Origin of the sequence: Bradyrhizobium sp. UFLA01-814, from assembly GCF_046718885.1 — a bacterium.
GTDB lineage: Bacteria > Pseudomonadota > Alphaproteobacteria > Rhizobiales > Xanthobacteraceae > Bradyrhizobium > Bradyrhizobium elkanii.
Genome location: NZ_JAQOSR010000015.1, coordinates 1 through 15,888 on the forward strand (window position 1 = coordinate 1; position 15,888 = coordinate 15,888).

Genomic DNA, 15,888 nt, shown 5'->3' on the forward strand with positions numbered 1-15,888 from the left:
CAGGGAATAAGGCTTGCCCATCCATGCCGGCCTCCTATCCAGCCAGCATGGTGAATCAGAAACACACTGATTTGGGAATCCCAAATCGATTCAACCTAAACCCATCCCGCTTTAGGCGAAGGCGGAAAATCCCGCGCCAGGGAATATCGATCACCCCGGCCCTTGTAGGTCCTCATCCTGAGGAGCCGCGAAGCGGCGTCTCGAAGGATGTGGCCCGAGTGGGGCCTCATGGTTCGAGACGCGCGAAGACGCGCTCCTCACCATGAGGGAACGAAGCGCGTCAGCTGACACCGAGGAAATCGCGCTTGCCGATCTCGACGCCGTTGTGGCGCAGGATGTCGTGCGCGGTCACGGCGTGGAAGTAGAAGTTCGGGAACGAGAACGCGCTGAGGAATTGCTGGCCCTTCAGGGTCATGGTGCGATCGGGGCCGATCGGGAAGGTGACGTCCCGCGCGTCGGCGCCGTCGAACTGCGCCGGCTTGAACGACTTCACATAGTCGATGGTCTTGGCGAGCCGCTGCTTCAGTTCACTGATGCTCTTCTCGGTGTCGGGCGTCGACGGCACCTCGTTATGGGTCAGCCGCGCGCAGCCGCGTGCGGCGTGATCGCAGACCAGCTGCACCTGCTTGGTCAGCGGCAGCATGTCGGGATAGAGCCGCGATCCCAGCAGCACCTCGGGCGCGATCTTCTTCGCCTCGCAATGCGCCTCGGCCTTGGTCAGCTCGCCGGTGAGGCTGTTGAGGATCTGCAGGTAGGCGGGGACGACGGCGTCATGAAAGGACATGTGATGCTCCCTGTTCTGATGAAATCCGGATGTTACCGAACGGCGATGCTGCAAGTGGGGCGGCAAGGGGAAGAATACAACTGCGGGAGGCTGTAACACTTGGTCAAATATTTCGCGCAGCACCTGTCTTGGACCCGTCATCCTGAGGTGCGAGCGCAGCGAGCCTCGAAGGATGTACGGCCCGGCTGGTGGCCGTCGACCCTTCGAGGCTCGCTCCGCTCGCACCTCAGGGTGACGGATCGTACGAGGTCGCGTAGCCCGGATGGAGCGCAGCGCAATCCGGGGAGGCGCATCGGGGCTTGTCCCGGATTTCGCTGCGCTGCATCCGGGTTACGGAAAATGGGCGTTTGCTCTACCGCATCTCCGGTGCCGCGGCATCGGCGGCCGGCTGAGTGCGGGGCCCGCCGCGCATCCGCGCCAGGAGCTCCGCGGTCGGCCAGGAATCCGCCGGCAGGCCGTATTTCATCTGCATCGCCTTCACCGCGCTGCGGCTTGCCTGTCCGAGCACGCCGTCGATCTTGCCGACGTCGTAGCCGGCGCGCGCGAGCAGTCCCTGCAGCTCCTTGATCTCGCCAAACGGCAGTTGCGCGACCGGTGCGTGCGGCCGCTGCATCGGCGGCGCGCCCGCGATGCGGCCGGCGAGATAGCCGGCGGTGGTGGAATAGATCAGCGAGTTGTTCCACTCGGTGTAGGCGGCGAAGTTCGCATAGGCGAGGAACGCCGGACCCATCCGGCCCATCGGCAGCAGCAGCGAGGCCGGCATCTCGTCATTCGGCAATGGCTTGCCGTCGGTCGAGCTGACACCAAGCGACGCCCATTTCGAGCGCGGCAACTTGATGGTGAGATCGGCCTGGTCCCACGGGAAGTTTGCCGCCTGCGGCACGCGCACCTCCTGCAGCCACGGCTCGCCGCGCCGCCACTTCAATCCGGTGGCGATGTAGTTGGCGGTTGAGCCGATCACGTCGGGGCCGCTTTGCAGGAGATTGCGGTGGCCATCGCCGTCATAGTCGACCGCGTAGTTGAAATAGTGCGTCGGCAAGAATTGCGTCTGGCCGAGCTCGCCGGCCCATGAGCCGATCATCTCGTCGGGCGTCAGGTCGCCGCGCTCGATGATCTTCAGCGCGGCGATGGTCTCGCCCTGGAACATCTCGGAGCGGCGGCAATCATAGGCCAGCGACACCAGCGATTTCAGCGTCGGCAAATTGCCCATCTGGACGCCGAAATCGCTCTCCAGCCCCCAGAACGCGGCAATCACCGCCGGCGGCACGCCATACTCCTTCTCGGCGCGCGCGAACGCGGCGGCATAGGTCCGGATGTATTGCTGGCCCTGCTGCATGCGATAGTTCGCGGCCATGCGGCCGGCGAACTGGGTGAATATCTGCCCGAACACGCGCTGGCCGCGGTCGCGGTTGACGATGCCCTGGTCGTAGATCAGGTAGGGCGCGGCCTCCGCGATCGTGCGCTGCGAGACGCCGGCGGCGACCGCCTTCTGCTTCAGCTCGGCGAGGAAGCGATCGAAGTTTTGCCCGTTGTGGCAAGACGCAGCCCTCGGCGAGGCGACGGCGGCAGGGCGCGGCCTGACTGGCGCGGGATTCAAGGGGCTGGGCAGCGGCTGCTGCGCCGAGGCGAGGGTAGAGAGCGCCAGCGCCCCCGCGATCGCTGCGATCATGATCGGGGCGCGGAGGGGAGAGGCTGGCATCGATGTCACCGGCTGGAAAGAAGGGAAACTGAAGCCCAATCTGCATACACCAGGGCGACACCGGGCAACAACGGGGGTGCCGCTCTTAGACCAATTGGGCTGAGGTAGGTTGAGCCGCCGCCGCTATGATCGGCCGGTGATTCGCGGGCAGGGGTGTCGGCGGATCGATTACGCCCGGAGGGACCCATGTGGAGTTTTCTCGAGCGTCTCTTGGATTCGTCAACGTTTTCGCCGCACGGCATCTGCCTGTTGTGGGAACCGGAGCTGATCTGGCTCCACGTGATTTCAGACGCGATCATTGCCGCTTCGTATTTCTCGATCCCGTTTGCGCTGGCGATCCTCGTCTCCAAGCGGCGCGATTTCCAGTTCGGCTGGATGGCCTGGCCGTTCGCCGCGTTCATCCTCGCCTGCGGCCTCACCCACGTGTTCTCGATCTACACGCTGTGGGTGCCGATCTACGGTCTCGAGGGCCTGCTCAAGGCGCTCACCGCTGTCGCCTCGATCTTCACCGCCGTGCTGCTCTGGCCGCTGATCCCGCGGATCCTCGCGATCCCGACCGAAGAGCAGTTGCGCGAGGCGCATGTCGCGCTCGCCGAGGAGGGACGGCAGCGCCAGCGCTCGGAATTCCTGCTCGAGCGTTTCCGCGAGGCCGAGGCCAATGAGAGCAAGATCCGCCAGGCGCAGAAGATGGAAGCGGTCGGCCAGCTCACCGGCGGCATCGCGCACGACTTCAACAACATCCTCACCGTCATCACCGGCACCATCGACATCCTGGCCGACGCTGTCACCCACAACCGCCAACTCACCGAGATCACCTCGCTGATCCGCGACGCCGCCGAGCGCGGCGCATCGCTGACGCGGCATCTGCTCGCCTTCGCGCGCAAGCAGCCGCTGCAGCCGAGCGACGTCGACGTCAACGCGTTGATGGTCGACACCATCGAGCTGCTGCGGCCGACCATCGGCGACCGTGTCGACATCGATTTTCACTCCGCACCCGATCTGCCGCGCGCACTGGTCGATGGCAACCAGCTCGTCACCGCGATCATCAACCTTGCGCTCAACGCGCGCGACGCGATGCCGAAGGGCGGCCGGCTGACGATCGAGACCCGCACCGCCGAGCTCAAGCCATCAGACGTGAACGGCCATGACGGGCTTGCCGCCGGCGATTATGTCGCGATCGCGCTGACCGACAACGGCCGGGGCATTGCGGAAGCCGACCTGGCCAAGGTGTTCGAGCCGTTCTTCACCACCAAGGACGTCGGCAAGGGCACCGGGCTCGGGCTGAGCATGGTCTACGGCTTCGTCAGGCAATCCAACGGCCACGTCGTGCTCGACAGCGAGGTCGGCCGCGGCACCAGGGTGATGCTCTATCTGCCGCGCGCGGCGGTGGTCTCGCCGGCAGCAGTGCCCGAGCGGCGGCAGCCGGACGCGCGCGGCGCGCGGGAAATCGTGCTTGTCGTCGAGGACGACAAGCTGGTGCGCTCTTATGTGCTGACCCAGATCGAGAGCCTCGGCTACACCACGCTGTCGGCCAATGATGGCCGCGAAGCCCTTGCCGTGCTCGACAGCGGCGCGCCGATCGATCTCTTGTTCACCGACGTCATCATGCCGGGCGCGATGAACGGGCGCGACCTTGCCACCGAAGCGCGGAAGCGCCGCCCGGGTCTCCGCGTCCTCTTCACGTCGGGCTATACCGATGACGCCATCGACCAGGACGGCAAGCTCGAACAGGGCATCCTGTTCCTGGCAAAACCCTACAGCCGCGCCGAGCTCGCCCGCATGTTGCGCATCGCACTGCGCGAGGAGGAGACGGTGATCGCGCAGGAGCCGGCGGCGTAGCGCGCTTCCGTAACCGGCGGCGTAGGCACGATCTCGTAGCCCGGATGAGCGAAACGATATCCGGGGCGGTGCCCCCGCATATCGCTTCGCTCATGCGGGCTACGAACGGCGCCGCACATGACCAATCATTAACCCCCGCCGCGTCGCTGCGACGCACTGGTTCCCCTTGCGGCTTCAGCGTCAAAATCCCTACCTGAGCGGCGTCAGTTGTGGCAGCATTCCGCTCGCCGTGAGGGAACAACGATGAACTATTTCCGCACCGCGCTCCTGCTTGCCGGCCTCACCGCCCTGTTCATGGGGGTCGGCTATCTGATCGGCGGCGGCACCGGCGCCGTGATCGCGCTGATGGTCGCGGCTGCGACAAATCTGTTCGCCTACTGGAATTCCGATCGCATGGTGCTGTCGATGTACGGCGCCCATCAGGTCGATGCGGGCTCGGCGCCCGAACTCTACAATCTCGTCGCCGAGTTGGCGCAGCGCGCCGCGCTCCCGATGCCGCGCGTGTTCCTGATGGACGAGGCGCAGCCCAATGCGTTCGCGACCGGCCGCAATCCGGAGAACGCGGCGGTCGCCGTCACCACGGGCTTGATGCAGCAGCTCAGCCGCGAGGAGCTTGCCGGCGTGATCGCGCATGAGCTTGCGCATATCAAGCATCACGACACGCTGACCATGACGATCACGGCGACGATCGCCGGTGCGATCTCGATGCTGGCGCAGTTCGGCATGTTCTTCGGCGGCAACCGCAACAACAACGGCCCCGGCATCGTCGGCTCGATCGCGATGATGATCCTGGCGCCGCTCGGCGCCATGCTGGTGCAGATGGCGATCAGCCGCACCCGCGAATACGCCGCCGACAATTACGGCGCGCGCATCGTCGGCCAGCCGATGTGGTTGGCCTCGGCGCTCGCGAAAATCGAGAACGCCGCGCATCAGGTGCCGAACATGGAGGCCGAGCGCAATCCGGCCACCGCGCACATGTTCATCATCAACCCGCTGTCGGGCCACGGCGTCGACAACCTGTTCGCGACCCACCCCTCGACCGCGAACCGCATCGCCGCGCTGCAGCAGCTCGCCGCTGAGCTCGGCACCCAAACCGCGCCGCGGCCGGCCGGCGGAAGCTATCCGCCGCGCAGCCCATGGGGTGGATCCGGCCAGCGCGGGCCGTGGGGGTAGGCGAGGTGAGGTGGGATTGAACGGCAGCCGCGAAGGCGGTGTGCTCCCTCGCCCCGTTCTTACGGGGAGAGGGTTGGGGTGAGGGGCTGTCTCCGCAGATGCGGCGATAGCTGCATTCGCGGAAGCTCCCCCTCACCCGGAACGCATCTAGCGATGCGTTCCGACCTCTCCCCGCACGCGGGCGAGGTGAAGTGGAGCCGCTGCTACGCGCTCGCGGCGTCCAGCCGTTCGACCTGGTCCTTGCTCAACTCAAGTTTGGTCGCCGCGACCAGCGTTGCGACCTGCTCGGGCCTGGTGGCGCTGGCAATCGGCGCGGTGACGGAGGGTTTTGCCATCAGCCAGGCGAGCGCGACCGCGGCCGGCTCAGCGCGGGTTTCCGCGGCGACCTCGTCGAGACCGACCAGGATGCGCATGCCGCGCGGGTTCATGTATTTTGGAATGCTGCGTGCACCGCGCGGGCTCTTGGCGAAGTCGCTCTCCGAGCGATATTTGCCGGTCAAAAACCCTGCGGCGAGCGAGAAGAACGTGATCACGCCGACGTCGTTCGCCTCGCAGACGCGTTGCAGCGCGCCTTCGTAGCTCGAGCGCTCGGCGAGGCTGTATTCGGGCTGCATGCTCTCGTAGCGCGGCAACCCATTTGCCTTGGCAATGTCGAGCGCACTTTGGAGCCGCTCCGCCGAGAAGTTCGAGGCGCCGATCGCCCTGACCTTGCCGGCCTTGATCAGTCTCTCGTAGGCCGCGAGCGTCTCTTCCTGCGGTGTCGTCTCATCGTCCTTGTGGGACTGGTAGAGATCGATGAAATCGGTCTGCAGCCGCCGCAGCGAATCCTCGACGGCGCGCGCGATGTAGTCCGGCTTCAGCCCGACATTGCCGTCTCCCATGTCCATGCCGACCTTGGTGGCGAGGATGACGCGGTTGCGGTTGCCGCGCGCCTTGATCCATTTGCCGATGATGGTCTCGGATTCGCCGCCGCTGTGGCCCGGCACCCAGCGTGAATAGACATCCGCCGTATCCAGGAATGTCAGCCCCTGATCGAGCACGGTGTCGAGCAGGCGAAACGACGACGTCTCGTCCACGGTCCAGCCGAATACATTGCAGCCGAAGCACAGGGGAGGAACAGTGAGGCCGGAGCGGCCGAGCGCGCGATGCTTCATGAGTTTTCTTTCGCTCGTTCTTGGTGGCGGGCGCCGGACACTGAGGCAGATCGCCCTTGTTTGCAAGGCGTTGGTGCCTGTCGCGTGATGTGAGGCAAAGGGTGCGGGTGAGGTCCGGGTTGGTCGTGGACATACCATGCTCGCTCGTGTGTCAGGCAGGCTGCCCTACGGTGCCACCTCGATAGAGCGCGATTTCATTTGCCGGATATTTGATGTAGATTGCGCAGTGAGCTGCCACCGGTTGCGCCGAAATCCGGAGAATGAGCGGCAGCGCGACTGGCCATCGGCAGGCCATTTCTTCCCATTTTTCAGTACGAAATGCTCTGCCCGGGCCGCGTGCCTGGGTGAATGTTTTTTCATTCCAACCAAATGGAGCGATTGCCATGCATTTCTGCTTCTCTGGTGAATACACCCCGCGTTCCCTGAACAACATCATGGAAAACCCGACGACCAATCGATACGAGGCCGCGAAGAAGTTGATCGAGGCCGCCGGCGGAAAGCTGATTTCGATGTACAGCACGGCGACCGATGGTCCCGGCGTGATGGTGATCTTCGACGTGCCGGATCCGAGCTTCGCGCCTGCGGTCAGCGGCGTGGTCGTCGCGGCCGGCGCCATGCAGAATGTGAGGCTGATCCGGCTCTTTACCCAGGACGAGATCAAGGTGGTGCGTCAGCACGCGACCAAGCTCAAGGCCGCCTACACGCCGCCCGGCGGCTAGCAGACCGAGCGATCCAAAACGGCGCAGATCGATCTGACGCTGTTGTCTCTCTCGCGCGGCGGCGCTTTCCGGCGCGCCGCGCGAAGGCGAGGGCCGTTGCGCGCCACAGATCCGGGGCGCGGTCGACGGATGGGCAGTCGCTCAGGCGGATGTCCTGCGCGCATGCCGGCTCGCAAGCCCCGGCTGGTTGTGCCGTCGCATGACGTCCGCCGCCTCGCTCGGCCTCCGCTTCGGCAAGACGAGCGCAGCACGCGTTAAGGCGCGATGAGATCAGGGCGTGTACTCATGAATTCTTCGCGTCCGCTTTGATCTCGGAAGCTGACGTTGAGGCCGACATCGCCGTATGTCGGCCTTGGGCCAATAAGCAACATCCAAAGAAGTTCAGTTGACTACGTGCGGGCCTCAAAGTTCATGTTGAACGGCGTCTCGGTCGCGCGACCGAACTACTTAGAGCCCGCCCCTATAACGCATGCTCGCATGTCCAGCCCTTCTTAGCGGACGACTAGCAAATGCGACAGGGGATGCGAAGTATCGCCTTGGCCGACCAGCGCCGCTTGGGGATGGAAAAATCACACCCCCCGCTTCTTCAGACCGAGCCCCTCGAACTGCGTCTTCTGCTCGTCACTCAGGTTCCAACGGAAATCGTCGACCGCGTCGTTCACGCTGATGATCGCCTCTCTCATCGCTTCCAACCGCGCCTTTGCGGCCTTAAGGCGGGCCGGCGGGGTGAGCGCGTCCTTTGGCGGGCATGGGTTTAAGGCTTCCATGGTGCCCATCGTGGTATCCTGCACCACTTCGAGCGCGGCCCGTTGCGTATCGTTCAGTTTCAGGCTGGCGACGATGTCGTCGAGGGGCCATTGCTGGGCGACGAGCTGGCGGTATTGCTTTTCGGCCTGTTGCTCGTCTTGCGGTTCACGGCTCGCCTGGCAGGCGGCGTCCTGCATCTCCTTCAGCTTCGCGGCCGCAGCGTTAGCGCGGCGGTCGCGTTCGGGCGTGTTGAGCTGGGCCTTCTGTTCATCGCTTAGGAGATCGTAGAATTTTTGAAATGGCGGCATAACGGTCGCAACTGCGCTCAGCATCGCGTTGACGCGGCTCTGCATGGCCGCGAGTCGCTCCAGCGCGGTGGTTGCGGTCTGTGCTGGACAGGAAGCGCGGATGGTGTTGCCGGCGGAAATCCAGGCGCTCGCGAGCTCGTCGAAGGCTGCGCGCTGCGCCTCGTTCGCCGCGACCGCCAGGCCGATCCGCTCGAGGGGAAGGCCGGTCGTCTCGGCGGTGTCGCCGCTACAGAATTCCTGCACCGAGGGCGCTTTGCGATGCCGCCTCCCGGCGGGGCGCTCGGCCGCAAACGCTGAGAGATCGCTCGCAGCGTAAGGCGAGAAGATCGCGGCGTAGAGATCGCCGTAGCCATAGGCCCAGAAGCCGCTGCCATCATTGAGAAGTACGTAGTCATAGAGATCGCTATAGGCAAACGGCCAGAAGAGCGGACCGACCCAGCCGTATGAACCGTCGGAGTGCTGCCACCAGCCTTGCGCAGCTCGGCCGCCCTGCCAGCCGGCCAGCGCGGCGACGGCAGTGAGCTGCGCGCGCTCACTCGGGCCGATCGACTCGGCGGCGGGGCGAAGATCTTGCGGTCTTAGAGCAGCCATGCGGACGCGGCTGTGGCGCGCCGCCATGCGTGCGTGGCGGAGACCTGCGACCGACAGCACGCCGGCCATCGCGAAGCGCGCGACACTCACGGGGCCGCCAACGCGCAGGCGGAAACCCGCGTCGGCCGCGCTCGGCAGCGCTCCCAGAACGCCAATTGCAACGCCGGCCGCAGCCATTCCAAGGCGGGACTTTGACATGATCTCTCCCTCGGTCTCTCCCTTGGCGGCCCAGGCCACATCGCGTCACAAATATGACTCGCAGCGGAACCGAAAGTTCCTCCCGCCGTTTTCATTGGGTGAACCTGCGGTCAGGTCACGACGTCAACGGATTAGTCGCGTCGAGTACACGCGCTGGGTCGAATCGTCATCGCGCTTTAGTTTGGTGTGTGATTCGCGCAAACGCGTTGTCGCGAGGGAAAGCCGCTTCGCACTTTTCCGGATCCTGCTTTAGCGCACGTCGTCCTCGGTCGAATCCTCCTCCGTTTTCGGCGGCCAGGCGCCGCGCCGGACCAGCGCCTCGTGCAGGCGATGTGCACGCTGTTCGTCGCGCCCGATGGCTGCAAAGGTGGTCGAGGGCGCGATCAGCAAGGACGGCTGGTGCAGGGCCTTTGCCGCGATGGATTGAGCCTTGGCTCACAACTCCCGCGCATTCGAGAACGCGAACGAAGACACCCGCCGCGTGGTCTCGTCCAGGATCAGGGTGCGCGTGATCGGCGGCTCGGCGCGCTGGCTGCAATTCTCGCGCTCGCAAAGCCGGCAGTTGACGCCGATCGGGGTGCCCTCGACCTTTTCCAGATCCATGCCGGTGGCATAGACGAGTTTTGCCGCATGACGGATCTCGCAGCCGAGCCCGATCGCAAAGCGCGGCTGCGGCTGCGGGTAGGGCGCCACCGGCCGGCGCACCATCTGCGCGATCGAGAAGTAGCGCGTGCCATCCGGCAATTCGATCACCTGGCTGAGCAGGCGATCCGGCATGTCGAAGGTCGAGTGCACGTTCCAGAGCGGGCAGGTGCCGCCGAACTTGGAGAACGGGAAGGTGCCCGAGGAAAACCGCTTCGACACGTTGCCGGCATTGTCGACGCGGAGCAGGAAGAACGGCACGCCGCGCGCGTTCGGCCGTTGCAGCGTGGTGAGGCGGTGGCAGACCTGCTCGAAGCCGGCGTTGAAGCGCTGCGCCAGCACATGGACGTCGTAGCTCAAGGCTTCAGCTGCGGAATGAAACGCCTGATAGGGCATCATCGCGGCGGCTGCGAAGTAATTGGCGAGCGTGATGCGGTAGAGCCGGCGCGCGGTGTCGTCGAGCGGGCCGGCGCGGCTGACGATGGCGTCGATCGCGGCGCCGCACTCGACAAAGCCGATCTGCAGCGCAAGCTGGAAGCTGCGGCCGGAGCTGTCGACCAGTTCGGAGATCAAGAGCTGCCGGCGGTGCCGATCGAAGCGGCGCAGCGTCTCGCGCATCACGTCGACCGGCATCACGCGGGTCAGGATCGAATGTCTTTCGCGCAAGCGCGTAGTCAGCGCCGTGAACAGGCCTTCGGTCGGCACGTTGAGCTCGTCGCGCAAATTCTCCGCGGCGGTCTCGAGCTCCGGAAAATAGTTGCGGTTGGCCTCGATCAGGTCGCGCACCCGCTCGATCGGATTGGCGTCGAATTGCGAGCCTTCGCGGTCGGCCATCTGCGCCGCCACCAGCGTCTCGCCGCGGCGCGCCTCGGTGTAGGCGGCGTAGAGCCGCTGCAGCGCATGCGTCACGCCGGGGCAGAGCTCGGCGAGGTCGCGCAGCTCCTGCTTCGGCAGGTCGATCTGGCGGAACAGGGGATCGGAGAATATCTCGTTGAGTTCCGCGAAGAAGCGATCCTCGTCAGCGGTGGCGAGGTCGCGCAAATCGAGGTCGTAGGTCTCAGCCAGCCGCAGCAGGATCTGCGCCGTCACCGGGCGCTGGTTGCGCTCGATCAGGTTGATGTAGGAGGGCGAGATGCCGAGCCCCTCGGCGATCTGGGTCTGCGACAGCCCCAATTGCTGGCGGATCCGCCGGAAGCGCGGACCGACGAACAGCTTCTTTCCGGACTCACCGGGCATGGCAGGCTTTCTGACCTATTTTGTGACAAAATTCACAAATCGACATTTATTACAAGTTCAGATGTTACATGACATCACCAATAAAAAACAAGGCATCTATACGAACTTCGCGTTTTCGCGTTTACCTCCTGACACGCAGTCCGCAATGCTCTGTCAAGAATGTCGATCCGGCGAGCAGGTTGCGGGGATCAGGTGCAGGCGGCTGGACAAAGGCAGCCCGATTTTTTGAAGGAGACTGACGATGAGCAAGGGCAGCAATTTCTGGGTGATCGGCGGCGAGTTCGGGTCGATGAACTTCCACAAGCTGGTCGAAGGCTCAGCCCAGGTCCGCGGTCCGTTCAAGACCCGCAAGGAAGCCGAAGAGTGCTGGAAGGAAGTCTCGGAAGAGAGCCGCCACAAGGCTGGCGTGCGCTTCTCCATCGTCGAGGAGCCGTCGCGGGTTTCGGCCTGAACGAGCATGATCGGGAAAAGTGGGAACCGGTTTTCCCTCGCGACTAACGCAAGCGTTTGCGCGGAGATCATGCTCAAACAAGAGATGACGTCGCGATACGCAATCGCATCCTAACGCAGCTAAGAAAACGTCCAAGGACGGCGGCCCCATCCGGTTTCATCCGGGTGGGGTCGACCGCTTTTGGGACAGCGTCAGGTCTTTGATCTGGGGATAAGTGGCGGTCTAAGTGCTTGGGAACCAACGCCCTTTGCGGACATCTTGGTTGCTGATAGGTTAATGCGCAGGAAACCCGTCACCACGAGACCGCAAGGCATGTCCGATCCGCAGAACACCGGCAGCGAGGCGCGCGAGATGCGGCCGACGCTGCGAGAGGCGCTGCGGCGGGCGCGGATCGAGGCGGCCGATCGCACCGGTGTCGTCGTCGAGTTGCGCGACGCCGAGGTGGCGCGGCTCGAGATCCTCAACGATGCGCTCGATCCGCTGTTCGCGCAGGTGCCGGACAAGGTCGATCTGTTCGACCGCGGCATCAGCCAGGGCGAGACGCCGCGGCTGTGGATCGACGTCGTCGCGCATGTGTTGATGGGGCGCGACAAGCGGATCTACCGCTTCGTGCAGGACACGAGGTTCGGCCGCATCGTGCTCGCCGAATCGCATGACGTCGCCGCGATCGTCGATGCCGTCACTGATTATGTCGCGCGCCGCCTGATCGAGCGCGAGCATGCGATGGTGGCAACGCCGCTTCCGGTTGCCGAGCCGCCGGCGCCGCCGCCCGTCCCGGTGGTGGCGCCGAAGCGCCGCGGCGGGATCGGCATGTTCGTGTTCGGCTTCGTCATGGGCGCGCTCGCGCTGTTCGGTCTCGCGCTGTTTGCGAGCTTGCAAAACTTCTAGCCGCTCAACGGGCGGGGGCATCGTGGTCATAACACCCGCCTCGGCATTTTTCGGCGTCCTGGCGGCCGCCGCGGTGGTCGGCAGCGCCGTGCTGTTCGGCAAGTGGCAGACATTGCGGCGCGCCGAATACATCCGCACCTTTCACTGGCCCGCGGGCCTGTTGGCGCGGCTCGAGAAGCGTCACCCCGGCTTCACCCGCAAGGACAGCGCGCTGGTCTCGCGCGGCCTGCGGCAGTTCTTGCTCGCCTATCTGATGAGCGGCAAGCGTTACGTCTCGATGCCCTCGCAAGCGGCCGACGACCTCTGGCACGAATTCATTCTCTACACCCGCGAGTATGATGCGTTCTGCCGCCGCGCCTTCGGCAGCTTCCTGCATCACACCCCCGCGGTCGTTCTGGTGAAGGAGCGGCGCAGGAGCAATGAGGGGCTGCGGCGGGTTTGGTGGTATTGCTGCAAATACGAGAACATCGATCCGGTCAGGCCGACCCGGCTGCCGCTGCTGTTTGCGCTCGACGCCAAGCTGAACATCGCGAACGGCTTCATCTATCACACCGACTGCGAGGCGCTGCGCCGCAGCGGCATCGGCGGTAGCAGTCCCTATTGCGGCGGCGATTTCTCCGACGCGTCGATCGACGGATCGTCAGCGGGTTTCGGCGATGCCGGCAGCGACGGGAGTGGTGGCAGCGATGGCGGTGACGGCGGCGGCGATGGTGGCGGCGGTGACAGCGGAGGCGGCTGCGGCGGTGGGTGTGGCGGCGGCGGGGGCGGCGATTAGGACAGTCGTACTTGCTTCAATTCGCGAATGCCGTCGTGATCGCCGAGGCCGCGCACGGTCTGCTCGCAGCGCCAGGCATTGCCGTCACGCTCGATCAAGAACAAATTGTAGGCCGCCGCCGGATAGTGCTTGCGCGCAAGCGCCGATGCCGACGGCACGCCGATCGCCGGGATCTTCCGCTCCGGGCCGTCGAACCACATCGTCGAATGGATGTGGTCGTGGCCATGCAGCACCAGCTCGACGCCGTGGCGCCTGAGCAGCGCGAGCAGCTGATGCGAATCGGTCAGGCGCTTGGCGCGGCCGTCGGAGTGCAGCGGGTGATGCACCAGGAGGACGCGGAAGGCGTCCTCCCGCGACAGCTGCGCGAGGATCGCATCAAGCGCATCGAGCTGGGGATGGCCGAGCCAGCCGGTCGCCATCAGCGGTGGCGTCGGCACCGCCGAGGAGACGCCGATCAGCGCCAGCGGCCCGCGACGGCGCACGAACGGAAAATGCGTTGCCGCGCCATCGGCGTCGCCGCGCAGATAGTCGCCGAAGTGACTGACGAAGCGATGCCGGGTCGCGCGCACATAGGCGTCGTGGTTGCCGGGGATCACGGTGACATCGGCAGGCGAACCCACGCCCTCCAGCCATTGCCGGGCCGGATTGAACTCGGCATCCAGCGCCAGATTGACGAGGTCGCCGGTCACGGCGATATGGTCCGGCTGCTGCGCCTGCATGTCCGACACCAGCGCGTCGAGCACGTCGCGGCGGTGATATTTGTGACGGTTGCGCGTCCAGTTCAGGTAGCCGAAGGCGCGCTTGCCGGCCAGATCGCGCAGCCGAGCCGCCGGCAGCGGCGGCAAATGCGGGTCCGACAGATGCGCGAGGCGGAACGCCGCCATCATGCGATTCCCTTCGGATTGTCCGCGAAAAGTGGCCGGCAGCCGGTCATGTCGTGCTATCCCGAACGTCCTGCCCTGTATTGGCAAGAGCTGCGCAGGCGCGCAAGGATCAAAGCACGGATCAAACACGATGATGTCGAGGGTTCAGTGACGGTCCTGCTCGATTTACGCAAGCGCTACGAGCCGCAGATCAGGTGGGTGTTTCATTTCTACTGGCGGCTGGTCCGCAGCATGACGCTCGGGGTCCGCGCCGTCGTGCTCGATGCCGACAACAGGGTGTTCCTGGTCAAGCATAGCTACGTCCATGGCTGGTATCTGCCCGGCGGCGGGGTCGAGGTCGGCGAAAGCTTTATCGAGTCGCTGCGGCGCGAATTGGAGGAGGAGGGGCGGATCGAGCTCAAGGGCGAGCCGGTGCTGCACGGCATCTTCCACAACAGCCACGTTTCGCCGCGCGATCATGTTGCGGTCTACGTCGTCAGGAACTACCGGCAGGACCGCCTGCCGGAGCCGAATCGCGAGATCGTGGCCTGCGGCTTCTTCGATCCGGCTGATCTGCCTGACGAGACCACCCCCGGCACGCGGCTGCGGATCGCGGAGGTGCTCGAAGGCAGGCCGCCGACGGCGACATGGCGGTGATGGACCGCGCCCGCGCCAGATGCTATCCCGCGCCCCACAATGACCGAATTGTCCCTGACCATCTTGCCCGAGACCCCGAAAGACGCCCAGGCGATCGAGCGCCTGCACGAGCGCACCTTCGGGCCCGGCCGCTTCGTGCTCAGCGCCTACCGGCTGCGTGAGCATGTCGATCATCTGCTCGATGTCTCCTTCACGGCGCGGATCGGCACGCTGCTGGTCGGCTCGGTGCGCCAGCTGCCGATCACGATCGGCGATACGCCGGCGCTGATGCTTGGGCCGCTAACGGTCGAGCCGCCGTTTCGCAGCCGCGGCGTCGGCCGTGCGCTGCTCGAGCGTGCGATCAACGACGCCCGCGCCAAGGGCCACCGGCTGATCGTGCTGGTCGGCGACGAGCCATACTACGCGCGGGTCGGCTTCAAGCCGGTCCCGAAGGGGCAAATGACCATGCCCGGTCCGGTCGATTACAGTCGCCTGCTTGTCATGGAACTGGTCGACGGCGCGGCCGAGGGCGTGTCCGGACCGATCCAGCCTGACTGGAGCAAGGCGATCTGACGTTCTCGCGAGCGTCGCCGGAACTGTTGCGCGCTATCGGAAACTAAAGCACAGTTGAGGCAAGCGCCGGGACAAGACCGGCGCATGTCATATCAACAGGGAGAGTGCGCGTCATGATCAAGGTCAGTGTGATGTATCCGAACAATCCAGGCGCACGCTTTGATCACGACTATTATCGCGACAAGCACATGCCGCTGGTGAAGGCGCGCCTCGGCGACGCATGCAAATACTACACCGTCGACAAGGGGCTCGCCGGCGGCGCCCCAGGGCAACCCGCAACCTATGTCGGAATGTGCCACATCTTCTGCGACTCGGTTGAGGCCTTCGCGGCCGGCATGGGCAAGCACGCCCAGGAGATCATGGGCGACATCCCGAACTACACCGATCAGCAACCGGTGATCCAGATCAGCGAAGTCGTCGTCGGCCACTGATCGTCGACGCGGGCGGCAAGGCTCACACGCTCGTCCATCGGACATGTTCGTAGCCCGGATGAAGCGAAGCGAAATCCGGGATCGGCAACCGCGGACACAGTGTTCCCGGATTGCGCTGTTCCCGGATTGCGCTGCGCTCCATCCGGGCTACGCGATAAATCCCTCTGCCGCGAACGGCAGA

The 15,888-nt window shown here is 65.0% G+C and carries 17 protein-coding genes; 9 read left to right on the forward strand and 8 right to left on the reverse strand.

The annotated features are described in order from the left end of the window. Window positions 1–280: 280 nt before the first annotated feature. The gene (locus PMN64_RS07100; protein WP_411780206.1) at window positions 281–784 is read right to left on the reverse strand and encodes a DUF1993 family protein; all 504 of its coding nucleotides are present in this window, start codon (window positions 782–784) and stop codon (window positions 281–283) included. A gap of 352 nt (window positions 785–1,136) precedes the next feature. Further along, entirely contained in the window at window positions 1,137–2,453 is a 1,317-nt protein-coding gene (locus PMN64_RS07105; protein ID WP_411780234.1) for a lytic murein transglycosylase, read from the reverse strand. A gap of 240 nt (window positions 2,454–2,693) precedes the next feature. On the opposite strand from PMN64_RS07105, the gene PMN64_RS07110 reads away from it, so the two are divergent. Then, window positions 2,694–4,322, forward strand: coding sequence for an ATP-binding protein (locus PMN64_RS07110; RefSeq protein ID WP_411780207.1), 1,629 nt, complete (start codon window positions 2,694–2,696; stop codon window positions 4,320–4,322). Between the two features lie 243 nt (window positions 4,323–4,565). Next, the gene (gene htpX, locus PMN64_RS07115; protein WP_411780208.1) at window positions 4,566–5,495 is read left to right on the forward strand and encodes a zinc metalloprotease HtpX; all 930 of its coding nucleotides are present in this window, start codon (window positions 4,566–4,568) and stop codon (window positions 5,493–5,495) included. A gap of 203 nt (window positions 5,496–5,698) precedes the next feature. On the opposite strand, the gene PMN64_RS07120 is transcribed toward htpX, so the two are convergent. Further along, the gene (locus PMN64_RS07120; RefSeq protein WP_411780209.1) at window positions 5,699–6,649 is read right to left on the reverse strand and encodes an aldo/keto reductase; all 951 of its coding nucleotides are present in this window, start codon (window positions 6,647–6,649) and stop codon (window positions 5,699–5,701) included. A gap of 151 nt (window positions 6,650–6,800) precedes the next feature. Beyond that, window positions 6,801–7,034, reverse strand: coding sequence for a hypothetical protein (locus PMN64_RS07125; RefSeq protein ID WP_411780210.1), 234 nt, complete (start codon window positions 7,032–7,034; stop codon window positions 6,801–6,803). Here PMN64_RS07125 and PMN64_RS07130 point away from each other — a divergent pair. Continuing rightward, complete coding sequence (locus PMN64_RS07130; protein WP_028338617.1) at window positions 7,033–7,368, forward strand: GYD domain-containing protein; 336 nt, start codon at window positions 7,033–7,035, stop codon at window positions 7,366–7,368. The two genes, PMN64_RS07125 and PMN64_RS07130, sit on opposite strands and share 2 nt — an antisense overlap. Before the next feature lie 569 nt (window positions 7,369–7,937). Here PMN64_RS07130 and PMN64_RS07135 read toward each other — a convergent pair. The 3 genes from PMN64_RS07135 to PMN64_RS07145 all read right to left on the reverse strand — a co-directional run bounded on the left by PMN64_RS07135 (window position 7,938) and on the right by PMN64_RS07145 (window position 11,090). Continuing rightward, complete coding sequence (locus tag PMN64_RS07135; protein WP_304500379.1) at window positions 7,938–9,191, reverse strand: Spy/CpxP family protein refolding chaperone; 1,254 nt, start codon at window positions 9,189–9,191, stop codon at window positions 7,938–7,940. Window positions 9,192–9,461: 270 nt separating this feature from the next. Beyond that, window positions 9,462–9,602 carry a hypothetical protein gene (locus PMN64_RS07140; protein WP_304496910.1) on the reverse strand — a complete coding sequence of 47 codons (141 nt, stop codon included), beginning with the start codon at window positions 9,600–9,602 and terminating at the stop codon, window positions 9,462–9,464. 45 nt (window positions 9,603–9,647) lie between these two features. Then, complete coding sequence (locus PMN64_RS07145; RefSeq protein ID WP_253591127.1) at window positions 9,648–11,090, reverse strand: short-chain fatty acyl-CoA regulator family protein; 1,443 nt, start codon at window positions 11,088–11,090, stop codon at window positions 9,648–9,650. Window positions 11,091–11,331: 241 nt separating this feature from the next. Between PMN64_RS07145 and PMN64_RS07150 the strand changes: the two genes are divergently transcribed. The 3 genes from PMN64_RS07150 to PMN64_RS07160 all read left to right on the forward strand — a co-directional run bounded on the left by PMN64_RS07150 (window position 11,332) and on the right by PMN64_RS07160 (window position 13,204). After that, complete coding sequence (locus PMN64_RS07150) at window positions 11,332–11,541, forward strand: hypothetical protein (RefSeq protein ID WP_016839740.1); 210 nt, start codon at window positions 11,332–11,334, stop codon at window positions 11,539–11,541. A gap of 312 nt (window positions 11,542–11,853) precedes the next feature. Continuing rightward, window positions 11,854–12,429 (forward strand): hypothetical protein, encoded by a 576-nt coding sequence (locus PMN64_RS07155; protein ID WP_411780235.1) that lies wholly within the window; start codon window positions 11,854–11,856, stop codon window positions 12,427–12,429. Between the two features lie 22 nt (window positions 12,430–12,451). Next, entirely contained in the window at window positions 12,452–13,204 is a 753-nt protein-coding gene (locus PMN64_RS07160) for a glycine-rich domain-containing protein (RefSeq protein WP_304496909.1), read from the forward strand. Here the strand turns inward: PMN64_RS07160 and PMN64_RS07165 are convergent. Further along, window positions 13,201–14,088, reverse strand: a complete 888-nt coding sequence (locus tag PMN64_RS07165) for a metallophosphoesterase family protein (RefSeq protein ID WP_304500377.1) — start codon at window positions 14,086–14,088, stop codon at window positions 13,201–13,203. The two genes, PMN64_RS07160 and PMN64_RS07165, sit on opposite strands and share 4 nt — an antisense overlap. A gap of 147 nt (window positions 14,089–14,235) precedes the next feature. Between PMN64_RS07165 and PMN64_RS07170 the strand changes: the two genes are divergently transcribed. From PMN64_RS07170 to PMN64_RS07180, 3 genes are all read left to right on the forward strand, one after another. Then, on the forward strand, window positions 14,236–14,724 hold the full coding sequence (locus PMN64_RS07170; protein WP_212057488.1) for an NUDIX domain-containing protein: 489 nt from the start codon (window positions 14,236–14,238) through the stop codon (window positions 14,722–14,724). A 39-nt stretch (window positions 14,725–14,763) separates the two neighbouring features. Beyond that, the gene (locus PMN64_RS07175; protein WP_028338623.1) at window positions 14,764–15,276 is read left to right on the forward strand and encodes a GNAT family N-acetyltransferase; all 513 of its coding nucleotides are present in this window, start codon (window positions 14,764–14,766) and stop codon (window positions 15,274–15,276) included. 113 nt (window positions 15,277–15,389) lie between these two features. Continuing rightward, entirely contained in the window at window positions 15,390–15,707 is a 318-nt protein-coding gene (locus PMN64_RS07180; protein WP_225158578.1) for an EthD family reductase, read from the forward strand. The last annotated feature ends 181 nt before the right edge of the window (window positions 15,708–15,888 follow it).